The sequence below is a fragment of the Paenibacillus sp. RC334 genome, assembly GCF_030034735.1.
In the GTDB taxonomy this organism is placed as follows: Bacteria; Bacillota; Bacilli; order Paenibacillales; family Paenibacillaceae; genus Paenibacillus; species Paenibacillus terrae_A.
In genome coordinates this window covers 5,932,587-5,955,055 of record NZ_CP125370.1, presented here as the reverse complement: position 1 = coordinate 5,955,055, position 22,469 = coordinate 5,932,587, and the positions used below count along the sequence as shown (strand labels likewise).

Annotated in this window: 22 protein-coding genes; all 22 read right to left on the bottom strand. The window is 48.2% G+C overall.

Annotated elements, in window-relative coordinates:
• Positions 1 to 30: 30 nt before the first annotated feature.
• Complete coding sequence (locus QMK20_RS27295) at positions 31 to 438, bottom strand: 3-hydroxyacyl-ACP dehydratase FabZ family protein (protein ID WP_404521325.1); 408 nt, start codon at positions 436 to 438, stop codon at positions 31 to 33.
• Between the two features lie 4 nt (positions 439 to 442).
• Complete coding sequence (gene fabF, locus QMK20_RS27290; protein WP_283654084.1) at positions 443 to 1,684, bottom strand: beta-ketoacyl-ACP synthase II; 1,242 nt, start codon at positions 1,682 to 1,684, stop codon at positions 443 to 445.
• 23 nt (positions 1,685 to 1,707) lie between these two features.
• A complete protein-coding gene (locus tag QMK20_RS27285; RefSeq protein ID WP_283654083.1) occupies positions 1,708 to 3,408 on the bottom strand; it encodes a thiamine pyrophosphate-binding protein in 1,701 nt (566 codons plus the stop codon).
• The gene (locus QMK20_RS27280) at positions 3,405 to 4,628 is read right to left on the bottom strand and encodes an aldehyde dehydrogenase family protein (RefSeq protein ID WP_283654082.1); all 1,224 of its coding nucleotides are present in this window, start codon (positions 4,626 to 4,628) and stop codon (positions 3,405 to 3,407) included. Before QMK20_RS27280 ends, QMK20_RS27285 begins: the two co-directional genes overlap by 4 nt.
• A 98-nt stretch (positions 4,629 to 4,726) precedes the next feature.
• Positions 4,727 to 6,187: a class I adenylate-forming enzyme family protein gene (locus tag QMK20_RS27275; protein ID WP_283654081.1), complete on the bottom strand. Its 1,461-nt coding sequence runs from the start codon at positions 6,185 to 6,187 to the stop codon at positions 4,727 to 4,729.
• A gap of 12 nt (positions 6,188 to 6,199) precedes the next feature.
• Positions 6,200 to 6,970 carry an enoyl-ACP reductase FabI gene (locus QMK20_RS27270; RefSeq protein WP_283654080.1) on the bottom strand — a complete coding sequence of 257 codons (771 nt, stop codon included), beginning with the start codon at positions 6,968 to 6,970 and terminating at the stop codon, positions 6,200 to 6,202.
• A gap of 471 nt (positions 6,971 to 7,441) precedes the next feature.
• Entirely contained in the window at positions 7,442 to 7,969 is a 528-nt protein-coding gene (locus tag QMK20_RS27265) for a hypothetical protein (RefSeq protein ID WP_283654079.1), read from the bottom strand.
• A gap of 293 nt (positions 7,970 to 8,262) precedes the next feature.
• On the bottom strand, positions 8,263 to 9,603 hold the full coding sequence (locus QMK20_RS27260) for a TrkH family potassium uptake protein (protein ID WP_283654078.1): 1,341 nt from the start codon (positions 9,601 to 9,603) through the stop codon (positions 8,263 to 8,265).
• 86 nt (positions 9,604 to 9,689) lie between these two features.
• Positions 9,690 to 11,216: a lysine--tRNA ligase gene (gene lysS / locus QMK20_RS27255; protein WP_283654077.1), complete on the bottom strand. Its 1,527-nt coding sequence runs from the start codon at positions 11,214 to 11,216 to the stop codon at positions 9,690 to 9,692.
• Positions 11,217 to 11,326: 110 nt separating this feature from the next.
• Entirely contained in the window at positions 11,327 to 11,803 is a 477-nt protein-coding gene (greA, locus tag QMK20_RS27250) for a transcription elongation factor GreA (protein WP_283654076.1), read from the bottom strand.
• A 215-nt stretch (positions 11,804 to 12,018) separates the two neighbouring features.
• Positions 12,019 to 13,047 carry a tRNA dihydrouridine synthase DusB gene (dusB, locus tag QMK20_RS27245; RefSeq protein ID WP_283654075.1) on the bottom strand — a complete coding sequence of 343 codons (1,029 nt, stop codon included), beginning with the start codon at positions 13,045 to 13,047 and terminating at the stop codon, positions 12,019 to 12,021.
• A 45-nt stretch (positions 13,048 to 13,092) separates the two neighbouring features.
• The gene (locus tag QMK20_RS27240) at positions 13,093 to 13,293 is read right to left on the bottom strand and encodes a helix-turn-helix domain-containing protein (RefSeq protein ID WP_283654074.1); all 201 of its coding nucleotides are present in this window, start codon (positions 13,291 to 13,293) and stop codon (positions 13,093 to 13,095) included.
• Positions 13,245 to 13,793, bottom strand: a complete 549-nt coding sequence (gene folK, locus QMK20_RS27235) for a 2-amino-4-hydroxy-6-hydroxymethyldihydropteridine diphosphokinase (RefSeq protein ID WP_283654073.1) — start codon at positions 13,791 to 13,793, stop codon at positions 13,245 to 13,247. Before folK ends, QMK20_RS27240 begins: the two co-directional genes overlap by 49 nt.
• 9 nt (positions 13,794 to 13,802) lie before the next feature.
• On the bottom strand, positions 13,803 to 14,165 hold the full coding sequence (gene folB / locus QMK20_RS27230; RefSeq protein WP_283654072.1) for a dihydroneopterin aldolase: 363 nt from the start codon (positions 14,163 to 14,165) through the stop codon (positions 13,803 to 13,805).
• Positions 14,166 to 14,370: 205 nt separating this feature from the next.
• The gene (gene folP, locus QMK20_RS27225; RefSeq protein ID WP_283654071.1) at positions 14,371 to 15,237 is read right to left on the bottom strand and encodes a dihydropteroate synthase; all 867 of its coding nucleotides are present in this window, start codon (positions 15,235 to 15,237) and stop codon (positions 14,371 to 14,373) included.
• Positions 15,234 to 16,130 carry an aminotransferase class IV gene (locus tag QMK20_RS27220; RefSeq protein WP_283654070.1) on the bottom strand — a complete coding sequence of 299 codons (897 nt, stop codon included), beginning with the start codon at positions 16,128 to 16,130 and terminating at the stop codon, positions 15,234 to 15,236. The genes folP and QMK20_RS27220 overlap by 4 nt, the downstream gene beginning before the upstream one ends.
• A gap of 3 nt (positions 16,131 to 16,133) precedes the next feature.
• Complete coding sequence (gene pabA, locus QMK20_RS27215) at positions 16,134 to 16,709, bottom strand: aminodeoxychorismate/anthranilate synthase component II (RefSeq protein WP_283654069.1); 576 nt, start codon at positions 16,707 to 16,709, stop codon at positions 16,134 to 16,136.
• 5 nt (positions 16,710 to 16,714) lie between these two features.
• Complete coding sequence (locus tag QMK20_RS27210; protein WP_283654068.1) at positions 16,715 to 18,337, bottom strand: anthranilate synthase component I family protein; 1,623 nt, start codon at positions 18,335 to 18,337, stop codon at positions 16,715 to 16,717.
• 129 nt (positions 18,338 to 18,466) lie between these two features.
• Positions 18,467 to 19,405, bottom strand: a complete 939-nt coding sequence (gene cysK, locus QMK20_RS27205) for a cysteine synthase A (RefSeq protein ID WP_283654067.1) — start codon at positions 19,403 to 19,405, stop codon at positions 18,467 to 18,469.
• 216 nt (positions 19,406 to 19,621) lie between these two features.
• Positions 19,622 to 20,566 carry a peptidylprolyl isomerase gene (locus QMK20_RS27200; RefSeq protein ID WP_283654066.1) on the bottom strand — a complete coding sequence of 315 codons (945 nt, stop codon included), beginning with the start codon at positions 20,564 to 20,566 and terminating at the stop codon, positions 19,622 to 19,624.
• A gap of 20 nt (positions 20,567 to 20,586) precedes the next feature.
• The gene (hslO, locus tag QMK20_RS27195) at positions 20,587 to 21,471 is read right to left on the bottom strand and encodes an Hsp33 family molecular chaperone HslO (protein ID WP_025683055.1); all 885 of its coding nucleotides are present in this window, start codon (positions 21,469 to 21,471) and stop codon (positions 20,587 to 20,589) included.
• 225 nt (positions 21,472 to 21,696) lie between these two features.
• On the bottom strand, positions 21,697 to 22,464 hold the full coding sequence (locus QMK20_RS27190; protein ID WP_044646049.1) for a type III pantothenate kinase: 768 nt from the start codon (positions 22,462 to 22,464) through the stop codon (positions 21,697 to 21,699).
• Positions 22,465 to 22,469: the final 5 nt, after the last annotated feature.

Genomic DNA, 22,469 nt, shown 5'->3' with positions numbered 1-22,469 from the left:
AAAGGACCATTTAACGTGCGCTTCCTCCGCTCATTGATCAAGTGAAACAATTTCTTCCGCCTCAGCCACCAAACGCTCACCTACAGAAGCCCGGCCGCTTCCGAGTATATAGCCCCGCCGACGCTTGTTGACTTGAAAATGGAGATCAATTCGGTCCCCTGGCTTCGCCAAGCTATGGAATCGAACTCCATTAAGGTTGGTCAGATATGAAATGCCTTTTTTGTCAATCGCAGCGAATGCCGCCAATTGTGCGAGCGACTCCACGATCAACATAGAAGGCATGTATGGATTAGCCTCTGTAATAAACCACTCACTCCAGGTGACAAGCTTGTACCCCTTCGCCCATTGCGATGTTTCGTACCCAGTCACGCCATCCAGCAGAAGAAACGGGTACCTGTGCGGAAGCACATCCGGGATATGGATTAGCTCTTTGCTCACAGGCTTATACCCCTTCCCACTTGCGAACAGCAAGACAGACGTTGTGCCCCCCGAAACCAAAGGAATTGCTAATCGCCGCACGGACCTCACGTTCCTGATATACATGCGGGACAAAATTCAGTTCAGGGGCTTCAGGGCTGTCGCAATTGAGTGTCGGTGGTACTTTGCTGTGGATCATGCTCTGTACAGTTGCAATTAATTCGACTGCCCCTGCGCCGCCCATTAAATGGCCTGTCATGGATTTAATAGACGATATCGCCAAATGGGGGGCATGCTCCCCGAATACCTTCTGAATGGCGTTGATCTCCATACGGTCGTTAAACGGCGTACTTGTACCATGGGCATTGACATAGTCGATTTCCTGCGGTGTCAAGCCACCATCCTGCAGTGCGATGCTGATCGCTTCTGCCGGACCGGAGCCCGAGGGATCTGGAGCCGTGATATGATACGCATCGGTTGTGCATCCGTAACCCGCAACCTCGGCCAAAATGGTGGCCCCCCGGTTCATGGCATGCTCCAGTTCCTCCAGTACCAAGACCCCTGCCCCTCCACCGATGACAAATCCATCGCGGTCCACATCAAACGGGCGACTGGCCTTCTGCGGCTCTTCATTGCGTCTGGAAAGAGCATGGATATTCGCAAAAGATGCCAAATCAAGCTGACTAAAATTGGCTTCTGCTCCCCCAGCGACCACGACATCTGCCGTGCCATACTGGATCGTACGTAATGCCTCACCGATAGCATTACTTCCAGTAGCACAAGCCGTAACCACGGCAAACGAAGGTCCCTTGGCTCCGATAGCAATGGAGATTTCACCAGGCGCTGAATTAATCATCATCGAGGAAACAAAATAAGGAGAAACCCTTTTGGGGCCAAGCTCTGTTAATTTCCTGTAGTTCTCCTCTATGACGTCGAGGCCTCCTGCTCCAGAGCCGACAATAACACCCACGCGGCCTGCATTCCGCTCGTCAATCACTAATTTCGATTGCTCGACTGCCTGACGGGCAGCCGCCAAGGCAAATTGGGTGAACTGTGCTACTTTATTAGCTTCCTTCTTGCTCATATATTGCAACGGATCAAAGCCCGTAACCTGTGCGCCAATCTTCGTCGGAATGTCCGCTGTATCAAAAACAGTGACAGGTCCGATACCGCTCTTTCCTTCCAACAGTGAATTCCAGAAATCTGTAAGATTAAGCCCAACCGGCGTTACGACTCCCTGTCCTGTCACCACAACACGTCTTCTCACTGTACCCACGTCCTTCGCTGAAATTAATTCTTGGAAGCCTGTTGCTCGTAGAGAGGAAAGTCGCCATACACATGACTGATTTTCTCATGCACATCCGCAAGATCAGCATATACCTCGACGACCACAAGCTTGTTCTCCTGATACTTTTGCCAAGCAAGCTGAAGCTGTTTCCGGGCCTCCCCCTTGCTCCGGATCGCAAGACTTTCCACAAACTCATACTGTGGAATTTGGATTCCTGTCTTGGCCGCCTCGGAAACAAATGGGAGGGACTGCCCTGAAAGGTGCTTATAGTTCATCTGATTTTGCAACCAACCATACCCGCCATTATTGAGCACGAGATAAATCAGCGGTATTTGATACTGCACAGCCGTCATAAAATCCGAACAGAAGAGATTGAACGCACCGTCCCCTACCAGTGCCACTACTGGACGTTCTGTTGCTAGGCTTGCTCCCAAAGCAGCAGCCGCACCGAATCCAAGGCTCGTTTGGTCACTGGGAACAATTGAAAGAGAACCTTGCATGAAGCAAAAATATGGATAAAAGTAAGACCACATATCCTGCAATCCATTTTCCTGAACAAGCACCATTTTTTCTGGAAAATCTGTCTGAATAATCTCCAGCAGCTCTGGAACGTGAATTCCAGGGGCCTTTTTCAGCTCCTCCAGATAAATGGCTCTATTAGAAAATGCCTTCTGCTTACACCTTCTGATCGTTTCAAGCCACGCTCCATCAGGTTTATGTCCGTACCGTTGAACCCACTGCTCTAATGCTGCATATCCATCTCCAAGCACTTTGACACCCCGGTATTCGTGTGCAAAATCCTCCAGCTCGACATTGACCTGAATTAAAGGTGTATCCTCTAGAAAAATATCCCACTCAAACGTAGCCGTTTCTTCCAATCGGCTGCCCAGCGCAATCACTACATCAGATTCCTTCCAGATTTGTCTCAGACTGAGATCCGTATAGAGCCCGGCCACCCCACAGAAAAGCTCGTTCTCTTCATCAACTGCGCTCCGTCCCGAGGCGGTTGCGAACAAGGCTGCTCCGCACAGATCAGCGAATATCCCGATTACATCATTTGTAACGGACTTCATCCCGCCTCCGACCAAAATGACAGGCCTGCGAGCAGTCTTGATAATCTCCCATGCCGCATCCAGCTCCCGAAGAGACGGAGAGCACGAAAGCTTTTCTGGCGGAATAAACTGAAGCCCTGTCGGCACAGGCTGGTCCATCAGGTTTTCGGGTAGTTCAATATAGACCGGACCTGGAGCCCCATTGATCGCCAAAAAAGCCGCTCGCTCCAGCGCCCATACAAGTCGATCCACATGCTCGACACGGTAAGCCCATTTTACGAGCGGCTTCACGAGTGAGATTTGATCTGCCTCCTGAAAGGATCGGGTACCCAGCTTGTCTCCTCCAGTGCCAAGCGCCAAAAGTAAAAGCGGAGCACCAAGGTTCTTCGCTTCCAGCAGCCCCGTAAGTGTATTACTGAGCGCAGGGCCTTTACCTACAACACATACGGACATCTGGTTGGTTGTGAGTGCATAGCCTGCTGCCATGAACACAGCATTACGCTGATCTTTGCACAAAATAAAATCCATACCCGACGAAGGGAGTGACGATACGATTTTGAGATCATCACTTGGTAATCCAAAGAGATGCCGAACTCCAGCCGATTTTAAGTAGCCAATGATGGCATCCCAGGGAAACAAGCTCGCAGTCATACCAAACTCCTCTTTTCCGACAAATATTCTGCGACAATTTCTGAAATTAAAATTGGCTTCGAAACGAGCTTAAAATCGTAAAAAATATAATTCGACATCGTGCCATAGCCACCAAAGGGCTTATTGCCCTGATCCACATCCTCAAGCGTCTCATTAATGGTCAGCGTGTGCTTCTTTCGCAGAACGTCCGTAAGGTGTTCAGACCCGTATAAGCTGCAGCCCATCGCACGTTCACTGAAATAGCTGGAGGAAATACGCTTGATTAGCTGCTCGTCGTCTCGGTAGCTAACCACGTTGAAGACCGGTGAAAAATACTCAATAATCTCCAAATCCTGATCTAGCTCGCTATATACAATCGTCGGCTCCATCTTTTTCGTACGGAAATCAATGCCACCGCCGTAAATAATAAACTTATCGTTCGTATTAAAATATTCCGAAACCGAATACAGCGTGTCTTTATAGAAAATAGGGGAATAGCTCGCGTTCGGATCATTGTTGGCTCCAAACACCAGTTGGTCAAGCCGCTCAATTAGCAAGTTTTTAAAATTCTCCGTCACATCTTGATGCACCAGAATGATGTCGGGTCCCAGGCAGTCCTGTCCAGAATTGAACAATCTCATTCGGATCACATCGGTAACCGCCAGCTCCAGATCGGCATCAGGTCCAATGATGAAAGGATTTATCCCTTGTCCGTAAAAGATGTAGAGCTGTTCTTTTCGAATCTGTTTTTTGATTTTCTCCGCATTGGTATAGCTACCCGTGAACACCACAATATCAGCTGGCAAAACGGAATTTTCCATGAAAACTCTCTGGCTAACCTTACGAATATAGATGGGTAATCCATGTACAGCCTGGAGCTTTTCATGCAGCATGTTGACGTACTCGTTTACGTGAGAAGAAGGACGAAAGTCTATATTCTCAACGTAAAGGGACGGAATCAAGAGGTACAATGCATAGGAATACAAAACGACGTTGGAAGGCATAAATACAGCCATAGATCGTTGCAGGCTTGGCTGATAGGTCTGCACTTCTTGTAAAGCACCTTGAAGTGTGAGGATCGTGGAATCAATTTCTGCATTGGCGGCCCGATAGGATGAAAATTGGGTGAGAATATCCATCACTTCCTGCCGATACTCAATCAAATAATTAAGGCATTTCAGAATTGCTTCATGCCTTTCCAAAAAAAGCGTGTTTTTTGCCAGTTCCGGATTCATACTCATGGTGCAATCTCCCTTTCCTATATGCAGTTTTTGGTAAACATCTTTTCTTTCCGCCAGGATACTTTATAAACCAGATAGGGCCTCCGTTTACTCAACACTTACACTTTGCGAGAAGCAGCTTTCTCCAGGGCAATGTGCTCCATCTCCAGCCGATCTACTTTTCCATTGCGATTTAAAGGAAAATGGGCGAGCGGAAGCAAAAGATCGGGAAACATGTATGAAGGAAGTACCCGATTCATCTCTTTGCGGAGTACAGACAAAGCCTGCGAGGATTCGCTTTCGATGAATGCAACAAGCAATGTTCCTTTCGCCTCGTCCTCCAAGGTAATCACGCAGGATCGGTAACCTAGCGAACCAATCCGATCCTCGATATAGACCGGAGATACCATATAGCCCATCCGGTTGACCGTCTTACCGCTGCGACCAATGACATACAGCATTTCGTCATCTAGGTAGCCCAGATCACCCGTCTTGAACCAACCGTCCTGAAGAACCGACTGCGTCAGGTCTGGACGATTCAGGTAGCCTTCCATGCATCCGGCACTGCGTATCCACACTTCGCCTACGATGCCGTCCGCCTGCTGCTCGCCAGCAGCATCTAGTATTTTCAGATCCACACCCGGCAACGGCTTGCCACAACCTTGTGGACACTCCAGCGTCCCCAGCGTAACGTTGCCCAATTCAGAAAGACCGTAACCATTCAGCAAGGGCTGTCCAAATATGTTGTTAAATTTCTCTTCGAGGTCTTGGGTAAGTGGAGAACCGCCTACGCACCACATGCGCACCGGAGATTCCTTGACCATTTCCAGTTGTTCGGGTTTTCGGTTTAGCATACGCAACAAGGTGTAAAAAGCCGAGGGGTTAGCGTCTACGACCGTCGCCCGGTCCTTCGTAATACTTGCAATGACGCTCCAGAGGTTTTTAGGATTGCAAATGATGAGAGAACATGAGGTTAACCACCAGGAGAAGATGAGTGAAATACCATAGAAGTGAGAAAACGGTACAACGGGGAGCATATGGTCAGACGGCAGGTAGTTCATGGCGTGTATAGAATGCCTGATATTGTTCATGAAGGCTGATCCAGCTTTCACGATTCCCTTGGGTTTTCCCGTCGTACCTGAAGAATACAGAATGAGAGCATCCGATCTCTCGCACCACTTGTTAAAGTCGATGCCTTGGATCTCCGGCTCTCCAACCCAATGTGGGTGTACTGTTTCTTCTTGGATTAGATCTTGAATCAGAATAACAGAAGCATGAGAAAGTCCTGGATCGCAATCGGTCAGGATACAGCAGGCACCCGCTTCGTCGTAAATTTGAGCTATTTCATCAAGCACAGTCTGCTCGTCCACTACAGTCACCGAAACAGCAATGTTGCACAGGGAGAACAGACACACAACAAAATAATAAGAATTGGCCGCTTTCAGAATCACTCTGCCTTCTTCAGGAATTCCTCGGAGAGCCAACATACGGGAGAAGATCGTAACATCCCGCTCCAGACGCTCCCTTGTCATAATCCCTTCAGGTGAGATAATACGGCAATCCGTATGCGTAACAAGCACAGCGTTCCCTCCTTACATCCCCGTAATATGGTATCCTGCATCAACATGGATAACTTCTCCCGTAATGCCTCTCGATAAATGGGAAAATAGGAATAACGCGGTATCTCCAACTTCGGACGTGTCAACCGTCTTGCGTAGGGGCGTCGTCTCTTCAATATGCTTTAGCATCGTGCTAAAATCCTTAATCCCATATGCGGCCAAAGTCCGTATGGGACCAGCCGAAATCGCATTGACACGAATACCATAAGTACCCAGATCGTTCGACAGATAGCGCATGCTTGCTTCCAGTGAAGCCTTCGCCACACCCATAACGTTGTAATTCTTGATCGCTCGTTCTGCGCCAATATACGTCATGGTGACGATACTTCCACCCTCCGTCATCAGCGGGTAAATTCGTCGGGAAACAGCAGCCAAAGAATAGGCACTGATTTCTTGAGCAATGGCGAATCCCTCGCGAGAAGTGTCGACGAACAGGCCGTCCAAATCCTCAGCCTTAGCATAGGCAACACTGTGAAAATAACCATGCAGGACGCCTACTTTCTCCTTTAGAAAATCCGCCAGTGCATCCAATTCTTCATTGCTTTGTACATTACAGGGACAGACAATGGACCCCGGAATCGTTTCAACGAGCTTTAGCACCCGATCTGCGACCCTCTCATTTTCGTAAGTAAAAATGAGCCTTGCTCCTTCAGCAGCTAAAGATTGGGCTGTCCCCCAGGCAATACTCCTGTTATTAGCCACGCCCATAATCAAAATGTTCTTACTACTCAGCAGTGCTGCCACAGAAACCACCTTTCTTATTTACATTTTTCTACAAAAAAACAACTTAATTTCGTATGTCTACATATATAGACATATGTAATCTTTTCTGGAATATTATCATGTTAGTTGCCAAAGTTAAACAGGCCACGTTTTACGCAGATTCAAGAATTCATCTAAAATTCATAAATATTTACAAGACATAAAGTCATCTCATTACTCTCCTTCTTAAAAAGGTCAGGAGAACACATGATGCATGGTCTGTCAGCTCACGAAAAAATAATCTGAACTGCTTCTGTTGGTCTGTGTTCAAATCGGAAGGAATCCATACGAGTGAAAAGGTAGAGAGGCAAAAATGAGGTGACTGTCAAAGCGAGTGTAGTATAAAAACTCAGCAAACTACCGGAAGTGACAACTTCATTTTTTACCATCAATGTCCCTTCCGATTTGAACATCCTGATTGATCGGTCTTATTTCATCCAAGTGTGCTGAGGGCTACGCCTTATTTTTCTTTGGAGCCAAAGTATAGCTAAAGGAAACAATAAAATCGATTACCAGAACAATTGCCCATGTGCTCATAATGCCTTCCAAGGAAACCGTACGCTGTGGATCATCTACATACATAATGATGGCGAGCAGCAGCGCGTTACCGATGACCCAGCCCAACAGGTGAAGCAACCACCCCGTCCGTTCCTCTTTTGCATGAGCAGCGCCATATTTGCGTTCGGGCTTCGGCCCCTTGCCAAACCAATGAGAGAACCGCACATCTGCCCATTTAATTAACCTATGACCAAATGCCACCGTAATGCCAAGATAGCAAGCAGCCAGGCCAGTAGCGGTCGTAATCTCCATGCCACTGCTCACCGTGATAAACACCGCAATCAGTAACAGGACATCAATAATAGGAGTACACAGTAAAAGAAGACCGCCTAATTTCTTTAAGCCAAACATATATCTTGCGATCAACCCTGCAACAACAAAAACCCAGAATAAAACTTCAGCACTAATAATAAATAAATACATAATAGATAATTCCTTTCAAATTGAAATTGGTATTCCCCTCAGCTATCCCCCCTTTCATGCCCACTATCATACAATATTATACATAATATTCCTAGTATCTTGTCTATAATTACATAAAAGGAAACAAATAGCCTTTTTTCTACAAAAAAATAGTCTCTGTCAAGCCCATTGTGCCTCATTTTCTCAAATTGGATACTTTTCATGATATGCTGCACATTAGACGATGATGATGTAAAATGAAAAAAGATGCACCCGTGTCAATCAGCACGGGTGCATCTTTTTATACTATTGAGCTATCCAATTACGATATGCCCTTCGGGACGACGGTATAGCGTCTTGGTGGAGCGTGGACGAATGGCATAAGCGATCGTAAGCGGCCCAATTCTGCCAATGAACATGGTTACACACATGATCAGCTTACCCGCGTCAGACAGTCCCGGGGTCACACCTACGGATAGACCAACCGTTCCGATCGCGGAAGCAGCCTCAAACGCAAGTGAGAGAAAAGGTGCCTCCTCTGTCATTAAGAGCAGCATGACCACAATGGAGAAGATAAATAGAGCCAATACAATAATGGTCAGCGCACGCATCATGATATCTTTGGGAACCCGGTGGCGAAAGAACACTATTTCCTTCTGTCCCCGCATGACGGCAATTAGAGCGCCAACCATCAGCAGGAACGTAGTCGTTTTGATTCCTCCCCCGGTAGAGCCTGGAGAAGCACCGATAATCATCAGCAACATGATAAAAAACTGGCTTGCCTGCCTCAACCCGCTGATATCTACTGTGCTGGTACCCGAAGATCGCGTGGAAACGGATTGAAAGACCGATGCGTACACTTTGCCTTCCCAGTTCAGCGAGCCCAGGGTTCGTGCATTGGTAAACTCAAAAATAAATATGACCAGTGCCCCAATCACAATAAGCGCACCCGACACACTTAACACCATTTTGGAGTGAAGACTCAGTCTCCGGGTGCGGCGAAAATCGAACAGATCACTTAGTACAAGAAAGCCCAATCCCCCTGAAATGACAAGCACAGATGCAATTATATTGAACACAAAATCTCCGGCATACCGTTGGAAGCTGCTTCCGAACAGGTCAAATCCCCCGTTATTAAAAAGAGATACCGAATGGAATATTCCGTAGTATATCGCTTGTCCGACGGGCATCTCCCTCATCCACCGCAAAGCCATGACTACGGCAGCTATCGCCTCAATGGTAAAAGAAAAAATCAGCACCTTGCGAATAATGCGCACAATTCCTTCCATGCTATCGGCATTAATCGCTTCCTTTAGCAACAGCCGATCCTTCAACGATAGCCGTCGCCCCAGCAGCAATGCAAACAAGGTCGCCAGGGTCATAAAACCCAGACCGCCCAACTGCATCAGTACCATGATGACCGTTTCTCCAAACATCGTATAAGTTGAATTAACGTCTACTACGACTAATCCCGTGACACAAGCAGCGGACACGGACGTAAACAGTGAATCAATCCAATGTGGAGCATGTCCACTATGATTGGAAATAGGAAGCATCAGCAGCAAAGTGCCCAATGCAATAATCAGCAAGTATCCGATGACCAATATAAAAGGAGGCGACGACGCAAACCGGGCAAGCTTGACGCTGCGTTTCATTAGAAGTCTTCTCTCCATCCGTTCTTATGAAAAAGAGGAACAAGACACGGGAAGCCCGGCTGATCCTCTATATTCATAATGTTATGTTATTCTACCGTACGGTTACGCATATGCGGGAAAAGCAGCACATCGCGAATGGAAGGAGCATCCGTCAGCAACATGACCAAGCGGTCGATGCCGATGCCCAGTCCGCCTGTTGGCGGCATACCGTATTCCAAGGCACGGATAAAATCATCATCCATTTCATGAGCCTCGTCATTGCCATGCTCACGTTCCAGCAATTGTGCTTCAAAACGCTGGCGTTGGTCAATCGGATCATTCAGCTCGGTGAATGCGTTGGCATGCTCACGAGCTACAACAAACAACTCGAAGCGATCCGTAAAGCGTGGATCTTGCTCGTTTCTCTTCGCCAGTGGCGAGATTTCAACCGGATGCCCCATAATAAAGGTCGGTTGAATGAGTGTTTCCTCTACGAATTGTTCGAAGAAGGCATTCAGGATATGTCCAAAGGTCATATGCGGCTCTACTGGCACTTTATGCTCTTTCGCAAGGCGATGAGCTTCTTCATTGCTCAATTGCGCTCCAAAATCCACGCCTGTTACTTCTTTAACAGCATCGACCATAGATACTCTGCGCCATTGCGGCGTCAGATCCACTTCCTGGCCCTGATAATGAATGCGCTGTGTACCCAGCACTTCTTGCGCAATGTGAGCCACCATGTTTTCCGTCAATTGCATGATATCCTGGTAGTCAGCATACGCCTCATACAGCTCAATCATCGTGAACTCAGGGTTATGACGAGTGGAAATACCTTCATTACGGTAAACGCGACCGATCTCATATACTTTCTCCAATCCGCCGACAATCAGTCGTTTCAGATGAAGTTCAATGGCAATACGCATATATAGCTGCATGTCCAATGCATTATGATGTGTAATAAACGGCTTGGCCGCCGCCCCGCCTGCGATGGAATGCAGTGTTGGCGTTTCAACCTCCAAATAACCGAGCGAGTCCAGATAACGGCGCATGGATTGAATAATACGGGAACGCGTAATGAACGTTTTTTGTACTTCCGGGTTCATAACTAGATCGACGTAGCGTTGACGGTAGCGCAGCTCAACATCCTTCAGACCATGATATTTTTCCGGCAACGGGTACAACGATTTGGACAATACCTCAAGGTCCAGCACCTTAATGGTGGTTTCCCCTGTTTTGGTCTTGAACAGCACGCCTTTAATTCCCACAATGTCGCCCAGATCCAAAATACCAAAGGCTTTGTATTTAGCTTCCGGCACGGTATCTTGACGAACATAGATTTGAATACGTCCACTGAGATCCTGTACATGGGCAAAGCTGGCTTTCCCCATAACCCGTTTGGCCATAATACGGCCTGCAATGCTAATTTCAATATTCTTTTCTTCCAGTTCTTCCTTGGTCAGACTGTCATACTTGCTTAGCAGTACACCTGCCTCAGCTGTGCGTATGTATTTACGACCAAAAGGATCAATGCCCAACGAGCGAAGCTCGTCCAATTTGGCGCGGCGAATTTGCAGCAGTTCGCTTAGTTCCTCACGATTTTCTTGAGGTTCCTGGTTAGTAGTTTCATCCGACATGGTGCTAAATCAGCTCCTTCAATATGAATAGACGGGCCGGGGTCCGTCCGGGTGTAGAGAAAAAAAGCTTCCCCAAGGAAGCTTTTACATTCAATTCCAAAGTTTGTGTCTTATTTTTTGATATCCACGATTTTATATTGTATAACACCTGCTGGAACGGTGACATCCACAACAGTTCCTTTTTTCTTACCGAGCATTGCCTTGCCAAGCGGACTTTCATTGGAGATTTTATTCTGGAGCGGGTCCGATTCAGCTGAACCTACGATCGCATACTCTGTAACATCTCCGATTTCCATATCCTCAACGGTCACGGTTGCGCCTACTCCCACAACATCGGTTTCAATTTCATCACTATTGATAATGCGGGCATTGCGTAGCATTTTTTCCAGTGTAATGACACGGCCTTCAATGAAAGCCTGCTCATTCTTCGCATCCTCATACTCGGAGTTTTCACTGATATCCCCGTATCCGATAGCTACCTTAATCCGTTCCGCCACTTCACGGCGTTTGACAGACTTCAAGTTCTCAAGCTCATCTTCGAGCTTTCTAAGACCTTCCTGTGTCAGAATGACTTCTTTATCGCTCATCTTAACCGATTCTCCTGTCATGGGAAAAGTTTAAAAGTGCATCGGAATGCACGCTTTCAAAACATAATATGCCACTCTGAGGGAATGAGAACATTTCCTGCTGTTGTCTTGAGAGCTGCATACAATTTGTAGCATACATCAAGATTTTATACTGAACGATTATAGGGCAAGTAATTGGAAAAGTCAATCACATACAAAGGCAGAAAACAGCTTCCTTATTGCGCAACGGCGGCAGGAGACACAGCCTCTGTGGAATGTTCATCATTTTCTACCGTGTGCAGTCCGGATACAAAGCCATCCAAAATACGTACCATATCATCACGTTTCGTTTCTTCCATAACAACGTCCTTAATGCGTGCAGAGCCTCTGAGTCCTTTGAGGTACCAGGCCAGATGCTTACGCATTTCGCGGACAGCCACAGCTTCACCCTTCAATGCCACCAGACGATCCATATGCAGAATGGCAATGCGGATTTTTTCTTCCGGTGAAGGATCAGGCAAAAGCTCACCTGTCTGCAAATACTCAATCGTACGGTACAGCATCCAAGGATTACCCAGAGCGCCGCGTCCGATCATAACACCGTCACAGTTGGTCAAATCCAGCATCCGGCGGGCATCTTCCGGTGATGCCACGTCTCCATTTCCAATTACAGGTATGGAAACTGCTTCTTTAACTTCTTTTATAATATCCCAGTTCGCATGTCCCGTATACAATTGCTCCCGTGTACGACCATGTACGCTGACAGCCTGACCTCCGGCGCGTTCTACGGCACGGGCGTTCTCTACGGCATAAATATGCTCGCTATCCCAACCAATACGCATTTTCACGGTAACAGGCTTGCTCACGGATTCCACTACAGCGGATACCATTTCATAAATTTTATTGGGATCGAGCAGCCAACGAGCACCCGCATCACATTTGGTTACCTTGGGAACCGGGCAGCCCATATTGATGTCAATAATATCTGCGTTCGTCTCCTGATCCACGACCTTAGCCGCTTCCACCAAAGATTCACGGTCTCCCCCGAAAATTTGCAGACTAAGCGGTTTCTCGCGATCATCTACGAACAGCATCTCACGCGTGCGCTTGTTACCGTGAATGATCGCCTTATCACTAACCATTTCTGCGCATACCAAGCCTGTGCCAAATTCTTTGGCAATCAGGCGAAAAGCAGGGTTACACACGCCCGCCATCGGAGCCAGGACGACCTGGTTTTTCATTTCAATACCGCCGATTTTCAACATATCTGTTCACTCCTTTATTCCTTCTTTTATATCGTACACTTATCGTCATTCCGTCAGTTCCCGGACTTCAATTTCTAGCGTTTGGGCAATAATGTCCAACATGTCAGGCTCTACTGTTCGGTTGCCCCGTTCCACAGCACCCAGTACGGCCAAGGATATGCCGGTTCGCTCAGCCAACTCCTGCTGCGTGAATCCTTTTAGCTTCCGAAAGGCGCGAAGCCGTTGCGCCAGCTGCTTGTTTTCCAAAACTGTATGCCGTCCTTTCCATCCAATGATTTCAATGCAGTATGCACGATACTGTACAGACCGGATGGATCTTGGTTCGGAACGATGTCAGCTAATGGCACAAGCACAAAAGCACGCTCCAGCATACGGGGATGAGGAAGCTCCAAATCCGGTGTAGCCAGCTGCACCGCTTCCATCCATAACAAATCCAGATCAATGGTGCGCGGCCCGTTAGGAATATGTCTTACTCTGCCCAAATGACTCTCTACCTCCAGCATGAAGGCCAGAAGCTCCTCTGGAGCAAGTGTTGTGGATATGGCTACTGTCATATTCAAAAAAGAAGGCTGATCCAGATACCCGACAGGCTCTGTTTCGTACAGGCTGGAGCAACGCAGCACCCGTATACCCGGATGTTCGTCCAGCGCCGTGATGGCTTCATACAGGGTATGCTCACGATCCCCCAAATTAGCCCCTAAAGCAATATAAGCCTCTGATGCCTCAGAGGTCGAATGTGCGTTCATGTACCGTTCCTACTTTCTTGCGCGATGAAGCTCAACCGTCACGCCCTCAAAATGAATATCGAACGGCGGATGCGGCTTCGTGACTTTGACAGTCAGTGCATTGACACTAGTATAAGTGTCCAGTAAGGAAGATGCAATACGTTCGCCCAAAGCTTCAATCAATTGGTAAGATTCCTTTTCTACAATATCTTTAACGGTGTAATGCACCTCAGCGTAATTAACCGTTTTGTCCAATGCGTCTTGCTCGCCCGCCTCACGCAGATCAAGCTCCAGTTCCAAATCAATGTAGAAACGCTGTCCCAGCTTACGTTCTTCAGGAAAAACGCCATGATATCCGTAATACTCCATGCGATGTAAAACCATTTTATCCATCGTGGTAGTCCCCCTGTTTTTTTATTTCAATTTTTTCTCTAAAATGCAGTGACTTTATGGTGCGTTGTAGCGGAATGAAGGATTTGAATCCGAAGAAGCGTAGCGTTCGCCTTTGCAACGGGATTCTTACAGCCAAATGTTTTACCAATTCAAAGAATCCCGTTGCAACAGCGATCGCAGGATCAAATCATTCATGCAGCGTCTTCTAACCATCATAACTCAGTGCATTTTTAGACCCGTACACCATCGCATCACACATCCTCACCGTGCGTTTGATTTGCGCAACATCATGTACACGCACTATCTGACAGCCTTGGGCAATGCCAAAGGCGACCGTAGCCGCTGTGCCCTCAACCACATCATCTACAGGCAAATCCAGCGCTGTACGGATAAATCTTTTGCGTGATGTCGCCAGCAACAGCGGGTAGCCCAACTGACTTAGTGTATCCAGAGAAGTCATAGCATAGATATTTTCGTCGTAATCTTTGGCAAACCCGATGCCCGGATCTAAAATGATCTGTTCCGCACGTACACCTGCATCCAGCGCCAATCGGATACTTTCTTTTAAATCATCAATCATATCAGGTATTAAATCGCTATAGTTACGGTCATGACGGTTATGCATTAAAATGACTGGACAATCGAATTGTGAAGCCACACTTGCCATGTCAGGATCTGCCTTAAACCCCCACACATCATTGATGATATGGGCACCTGCTTCAAGCGCCTGCCGGGCTACTTCAGCTTTGTAAGTATCCACGGATAATGGAATGTGCGGAGCAATGCGGTGAATAGCCTGTACTACCGGAATGACACGTGCCAGTTCTTCTTCCACGCCTACCGGATCATGCCCCGGCCGGGTGGACTCTCCGCCAATATCAATAATATCGGCTCCATCCTCCACCAGCTTCAAGGCATGTAAAACGGCAATCTCCAGACTATTGTGCAATCCGCCATCGGAAAATGAATCCGGGGTCACGTTCAGTATACCCATCACCTGAGTGGCATTTCCGAGCGTAAGCTCGGCATCGCCCATCTGATAGCTTCGTCGGTAAATGGTCGGTATATTCAATTCATCCCTGCTTTCTCTCTGTAATCGTGTAACAGCAGAGCTGTTACGGAACCGGCCTGTGTCCAGGCATCGGATAACTGGTGCGTCGTTCCATCCGGCTCCAGCAGCAGGTTCACAGGCCGGATTTCCTGTATGGAATTCGTCATAAATATTTCATCAGCCAGCCGCAGCTCGTCCCAACGGTATAGACCCTGCTCACAGTGGATGCCTCTCGCTTGCGCCAGCTCCAGAATGAGTCCGCGGGTAATACCCGGCAGGATACCTGTAGACAGCTCCGGGGTGTACAGCGTATCATTTCGGACAAAAAACAGGCTGCTGACCATTCCTTCTGCCAGGAAACCATCTGCCGTAAGCATCATCCCTTCAGCCTTATGCTGGACAGCAGCAGCGTACTGCTGAAGCTCCCGCTTGGCGAGAATGTTATTCATATAATGGAGCGACTTTAAACGAACCTCACCCTCGGGCGTGTTTCTTGGGGTCCGCAACAACTGAAGCGCCGACGCGGCGGTTGTTCCCATGGTTTCTGTATGGGTAGCTGGTAACAGCTTGGCGAACAAAATATGGTTAGGGCGCGTATAGTCACCAGATGGCAAGCCGAGTACCTCTTCGCCCGCTGACACGGTGTAGCGGATATATGCTTCGTTCAGACCATTCGCGGCCATCAGACTTTGGATATGCGCGGTAAGCTGTTTCTTGTCCGGTTGAAAAGGAATGCCCAGCATCTGGCAGCCCTCTGCCAGTCTGTGCAAATGACGATCGAGCAGAAACGGAACTCCCTTGTAGGTACGGAAGGTCTCAAACAGGCCCATTCCGTACAAAAAGCCGTGATCACTTACGTGAATCACGGCATCTGCGGCTTCCGTGAGGGCGCCATTGACTCCGATGTATTTCATCAATCAGACGCCTACCTTGCGTTTCAGGAAATTGCGTAACAGTCGATGCCCGTAGTCCGTAATGATGGACTCAGGATGGAACTGAACTCCTTCCACGGCAAATTCTTTATGCCGCAAGCCCATAATTTCACCTTCTGCAGTTTCAGCAGTAATTTCCAAACATTCAGGCAGGCTCTCGCGCTCCACCAACAAAGAATGATACCGGGTCGCTGTGAACGGGGAAGGCAAATCTTCAAATACCGATGTATTATGGTGGAGAATCGGTGAGGTTTTGCCGTGCATGAGTCGTTCAGCCCGGATGACATTACCCCCAAACGCCTGTCCGATGGCCTGGTGACCGAGACAAACGCCGAAGATCGGAATCAGCCCTTTAAAGTGGCTAATCACGTCCAGCGATATTCCCGCCTCATTCGGCGTGCATGGACCCGGTGAAATCAGAATATGCTCCGGCGCCAACTCTTCTATGCCTTTCAGATCAATCTCATCGTTCCGTCTTACGGTTACTTCCTCGCCTAGCTCACCCAAATACTGAACAAGATTGTAGGTAAACGAATCATAGTTATCAATCACCAAAATCATACGACTCACCCTCCTGTGATACCGCTTTTGCTCAAAGCGGCTTCTTCTTCACCACATTGTACTGCCTTCATGACGGCTCTTGCCTTATTTCGGCACTCGCGATATTCCCTGTACGGGTCTGAGTCAATGACAATGCCTGCACCTGCCTGTAAGTAGGCCGTGCTGCCTTTGACAGCTAGTGTTCTTATTATAATATTTAATTCCATATTGCCGTTATAGTCAATCCACCCCATGGACCCTGTATAGGGACCACGCCGGACAGGCTCTAATTCTTCAATGATTTCCATAGTGCGCACCTTGGGCGCTCCGGTAATGGTTCCCCCAGGAAAAGTGGCGGCGATCACATCTAAAGCGGTACGACCCGCGGCCAGCTTGCCCTCTACTTGAGAAACGAGATGCATTACGTGCGAATAATACTCCACTGTCAGCAGCTCCGGCACATGCACCGTTCCGTATTCAGCAATCCGTCCGATATCATTGCGTTCCAGATCGACGAGCATAATGTGCTCGGCGCGCTCTTTTTCGCTCGATAGCAGCTCGGCAGCCATGGCAGTATCCTCTTCCGGTGTGAGTCCTCGCCTTCTCGTACCTGCAATGGGACGTGCACTGACGCGTCCATCCTCCAGCTTTACCAGTAATTCCGGTGAACCGCTGACGATTCGTAAATCCGGCATCCGCAGCAGGCCCATGTAAGGGGAAGGGTTCAGCAGGCGAAGCCACTCATAGATATCCTCAGGTTGGGCTGCCAGCGTACGTTGCTGACGAATCGACAGGTTCACCTGAAACACGTCACCTTGTGCAATGTATTCCTGCACGCGCTTTACGGCGTGTTCAAAGTCATCTTGGTTGAAAGCTGCTTTCCAGCCTTCTGCTTCATGATGAGCAACGAACAGCTCTTCTTCGGCAAGCCTTGCGCAACGGCGAATATAAGCAGGGTCAGATGCTCCGGCTTGTATGATGTTTTCCCACTGGGTCAGCATACGTTCTGCACGCTGGACAGCTTCTGCGTAATATTCGGAAAGTATGGCTTTCTGCTGATCCAAAGCGACATCATCGACACTGGCGGTGTTACTACTGACGGTATCCAGGTGAACAGGTGTGGGCGTATGAACAGTGCAATAAATACGGCCTTCCTCATGATCATAGATCCATAGCTCGTTCACTTGCATCCATACATAGTCCGGTATGCCTGTATCGTCTGCTGCCTGTATCGGTAGACGCTCCAGTGAGCGAGCTACATCGTAGCCGAAATAACCGGCAAAGCCTCCAGTGAAAAAAGAGATGCCCGGTACGCGCGGCGAACGGTAGGGAGCGATCCAGTCGTTCATGGCTATCAGGGGCTGTCCGTGTATAAGATCACGCTTGCCGCTTTTTAGATCGGTCCAGACTGCCTGTTCCCCTTTACCTTCCAATATAGCAACCGGATTTAAGCCCAGATAGGTGTATCTCCCGCCTTTAGCGCTCTCCAGTAAAAAGGCATATGGGGACGAATCCTCCCATGCCTTCTGCCATGATAAGGGTAAACCGTCCGCAGGTAACTGATACTCAGCGATATATGGGAGCATACTCCATCCTTCCTTCTGCCAAGCCTGCCACTGTGCCTCCGATACTCTAGCTGTCGATTTCATGCGTGTGTGCTTCCCCTTCCCCTACTTTGCGCAAAGTCTATAAGCTATTTTTAAAAAGAATCCCCCCACCCCCCTGGGAACAGGGAAATGAGGGACTCCTTACATATAGTATACACAATTACGACGTAATTACAGCTCGAAATTATACAGTGGCGTACTCAGGTAACGTTCACCATTACTTGGAACGATGACAACAATACGCTTGCCTTTGCCTAATTCTTTAGCCAGTTTCAAAGCCGCATGAACAGCCGCACCGGAGGAAATACCCGACAAGATGCCTTCTTCCTTGGCTACTGTACGCGCAACTTCGAAAGCTTCATCGTTTTCTACATGAATAATTTCATCATAGATGTCACGGTTCAAAATTTCAGGAATGAAGTTGGCACCAATCCCCTGAATTTTGTGGGGTCCTGGCTTGCCACCAGCCAAGATTGGAGAAGCAGCGGGCTCTACAGCAACGATTTTGATTTCAGGGAATTCTTTCTTAAGCACTTCCCCTGCACCAGAAATAGTACCACCTGTACCAATCCCGGCTACAAAACCGTCCAAGCTACCACCGATGGAGCGGATGGCTTCAACGATCTCAGGGCCTGTCGTTTCACGGTGAATCTTGATGTTGGCTTTGTTCTTGAACTGCTCGGCAGCAAAATACTCCGGATTCTCACTCAGCAGCTCTTCCATTTTCTTAACAGAGCCGTTCATGCCCTCCGATCCGGGTGTCAGCACAAGATCTGCTCCGTAAGCGCGCAGCAGATTGCGACGCTCCAAGCTCATTGTTTCTGGCATAACGATTACTGCCTTGTAGCCCTTTGCAGCTGCAACCATAGCCAAGCCGATTCCTGTATTACCGCTGGTAGCTTCAATAATCGTACCGCCTGGTTTGAGCAGTCCTTCACGCTCAGCCTCTTCCACCATACTAATCGCGATGCGGTCTTTTACACTGGACCCTGGGTTCTGGTATTCCAGTTTCAAATAAATTTCTGCGCTATCTTCCGGTACGATCCGGTTAAGACGGACGAGAGGGGTTTCACCGATAAGTTCGGTAACGCTATTGACAACTTTAGCCATGATAAGTTCCTCCCTGACATTGAATGTTATATTAAATTTTGCAAAATCACATTGTTAATCAATCCTGGTTTTAATTTCCGATAAAAAAGGTAGGTTTTTCACGATAATCATAACAATCTTCAAATCCATTGTCAATACGAGCCATTAAAAACACGATGCCTCCAGCTCTGATTTTCAGCATCGCGCTTCCTTCAAATCAAGGATCGCTCACTCTGTTTATAGAGAAATGGAGGGCATATCTTTTCCAGGCAAAATGCGTACCCCATATTTATCACGCAAGCTTTTCTCTACCTCTTCCAGAGGGGCAGCTTGAGCGAGTGCAAGCGAGCGGCGAATTTGCTGTCGAATCTGTTGTTCGTTCGGGGGAGCTTCCAAGCGGATATCCTGTACAAAAATGACGGCGTAGCCCTCGTTAACAGCGATGGGACCAGCAACATCACCGGAGCTTAGCTCTCTCGCTGCCTCCATAATCTCTTGCGGCTGAAAAGGATCATACTCATCCACCCATCCCAGCTGTCCGCTTTTGTTTTTGCCGTCAAGATGACTGGAATGTTCTTGAAGAAGTGTATCAAAGCTTTCTCCCTGCTTAACCCGTTCAAGTAGCCTCTCAGCCTCCTCCGATTGGGTCGGGTATATGGCTGCCAACTTGATCTGCTTGCCGACTGCAAATTCCTCAGGATGTTGCTTCCAGTACTGGTCAATCTCAGCTTCCTGAACTTGAATACCCTGTGTGGCTATTTTCTCCAACCCAATCCGGTATTCCGCCTCATTCCGCAAATCATCCGGATTTAATCCAAACTGTTGCTGCATTTCATCAAAATAGGCGCGATCCGAGGCATACCCTTTACTATCCTGCTTCAGCACCTGCTGCAAATCCTCTTGGGTAACCTTGATACCGAGACGCCCAGCCTCCGCCTCCACAACTTTGCGGTTTAACATTTGCAACAGTGTAGTGGCTCCATAGCGTTTTTTCAGCTCTGCAATCCACTGTTCCTCAGATATGCCTTCCTGACCCATCTCCGCCACAGTATGATCGCCGTCGTCCTTGGTTACATCACCCGGCTTTAACAGCCCGCGAAGCATGATAAAACCACCCAAGGCGGCGACACTGACGGTCAGGATAATGACAGTCGTCCATAATCCTTTCTCCCGTGTAGTCATCGCTCGCACCGCCCATCCGGTTAGGCTTTGGCTTGATCTAACAGATTTTGCAATTCGTCTTTATTAAACTGATAAGCCTCATTACAGAAGTGGCACACGACCTCGGCCTGTCCCTCTTCCTCAATCAGCTGCTCCAATTCGCTTTCTCCCAAGCTGATTAATGTTTTTTCCACACGCTCTCGCGAGCATTCACATTGAAAATGAATATCCATTTCGTCGAGAATCCGAACGTCCGGCAGCATCCAGCGCAGCATTTCATCAAGCTCCAAGCCCTGATCCAACAGAGCTGTAACTGGCGGAATGGAGCCGACTGCATTTTCGATGGCCGTAATCTCATCATCATCCAAGCCCGGAAGCAATTGAATAATAAATCCGCCCGCCACGATAACCGAGTTATCGGTATCCACCAGCACGCCCAAGCCCACCGCCGAAGGTGTCTGCTCCGATTTAGCAAAATAATAGGTGAAGTCCTCACCCAGCTCGCCGGAAATAATCGGGGTACTGCCACGATACGGTTCTTTTAATCCCAAATCCTTGATGATATGAATAAAGCCCTCTGTTCCGACAGCACCTGCTACATCCAGTTTGCCCATACTGTTGCTCGGCAAATGCACATGCGGCTCGGACACATAGCCCCGCACCTCACCTACAGCGTTGGCATCAACGACGATTTGTCCGATTGGACCGTCACCTTTAACTTGAACGGTCAGTCGCTCCTTACCTTTTAACATAGAGCCCATAATGGCACCCGCTGTAAGTGTTCGTCCCAAAGCAGCGGTGGCGGTAGGATACGTATCATGTCTTCTCCGCAGTTCCTCCACCAGTTCTGTTGTCCGGACCGCAAAGGCTCTGACCCTTCCATCCATAGCTGTACCACGAATAAGTCGATCCTGTTTCTTTTCCAAATTGATTTCCTCCCCTATGCTCAGAGCAGCTATATGATGTTATTTTCGTTAGTGTATGTTTTTTTCCGCATAACTAAAGCATGATTCCTGCTATATAAACAACCTGCATCGACAGATCACGCGAATCGTTCAAAAACGTAACATATTTCAGTATAGACGAAAAACGCCGCCAATCCAAACCGGTTTCATCTCCGGCTGGCCTCGGCGGCAGCTTATATCCATTTTTTATTCAGCGTTACGTTGGTAAATGATACGCAAGCCTTCCAGCGTCAACATCGGCAACACTTTCTGAATGCTCCGTGTCTCCGAGGCAATTAACTCGGCAAGACCCCCGGTAGCAATAACCGTAGGCTCTGCCTGCATTTCCTCCTTGATGCGCTCCACAATACCGTCCACTTGCCCTGCATAACCAAAAATGATCCCCGCTTGCATAGCATGAACCGTATTGCGGCCGATGACCTTCTTGGGTTTTTCCAGCTCAATGCGAGGCAGCTTGGAAGCTCGTTGATACAGCGCCTCCGTCGATATCCCGATACCTGGCACAATGACTCCACCCAAGTAGTTTCCCTTGTCATCAATACAATCAAACGTCGTCGCTGTTCCAAAATCCACCACAACCAGAGGACCGCCATACCGCTCGACAGCAGCAACGGCGTTCACGATCCGGTCAGCCCCTACTTCACGCGGATTTTCATAACGCAGATTAAGACCGGTCTTGATTCCCGGTCCGACAATTAGGGGCGTTCTGCCTATGTATTTGTCGCACATTTCCTCCAATACATGAACCAGCGGTGGAACGACTGAGGAGATAATGACCCCTTCAATATCATCCTTAAATACACCGCCCATACTAAAAAGATTATGTATGAGCACGCCGTATTCATCTGCGGTTGCCTGTCTGGAGGTGCTAATCCGGTAATGATGCAGCAGCTCGCGCCCCTGATACATCCCCAGCACAATATTGGTATTGCCCACATCCACTACAAGAATCAATCGGT

Coding starts and splice junctions, on each gene's coding strand:
- QMK20_RS27285 (WP_283654083.1), bottom strand. CDS start 3,408: ATGACTGCGAGCTTGTTTCCCTGGGATGCCATCATTGGCTACTTAAAA.
- QMK20_RS27280 (WP_283654082.1), bottom strand. CDS start 4,628: ATGAGTATGAATCCGGAACTGGCAAAAAACACGCTTTTTTTGGAAAGG.
- QMK20_RS27265 (WP_283654079.1), bottom strand. CDS start 7,969: ATGTATTTATTTATTATTAGTGCTGAAGTTTTATTCTGGGTTTTTGTT.
- QMK20_RS27260 (WP_283654078.1), bottom strand. CDS start 9,603: ATGAAACGCAGCGTCAAGCTTGCCCGGTTTGCGTCGTCGCCTCCTTTT.
- lysS (WP_283654077.1), bottom strand. CDS start 11,216: ATGTCGGATGAAACTACTAACCAGGAACCTCAAGAAAATCGTGAGGAA.
- greA (WP_283654076.1), bottom strand. CDS start 11,803: ATGAGCGATAAAGAAGTCATTCTGACACAGGAAGGTCTTAGAAAGCTC.
- dusB (WP_283654075.1), bottom strand. CDS start 13,047: ATGTTGAAAATCGGCGGTATTGAAATGAAAAACCAGGTCGTCCTGGCT.
- folK (WP_283654073.1), bottom strand. CDS start 13,793: ATGAACGCACATTCGACCTCTGAGGCATCAGAGGCTTATATTGCTTTA.
- folB (WP_283654072.1), bottom strand. CDS start 14,165: ATGGATAAAATGGTTTTACATCGCATGGAGTATTACGGATATCATGGC.
- QMK20_RS27220 (WP_283654070.1), bottom strand. CDS start 16,130: ATGAAATACATCGGAGTCAATGGCGCCCTCACGGAAGCCGCAGATGCC.
- pabA (WP_283654069.1), bottom strand. CDS start 16,709: ATGATTTTGGTGATTGATAACTATGATTCGTTTACCTACAATCTTGTT.
- QMK20_RS27210 (WP_283654068.1), bottom strand. CDS start 18,337: ATGAAATCGACAGCTAGAGTATCGGAGGCACAGTGGCAGGCTTGGCAG.
- cysK (WP_283654067.1), bottom strand. CDS start 19,405: ATGGCTAAAGTTGTCAATAGCGTTACCGAACTTATCGGTGAAACCCCT.
- QMK20_RS27200 (WP_283654066.1), bottom strand. CDS start 20,566: ATGACTACACGGGAGAAAGGATTATGGACGACTGTCATTATCCTGACC.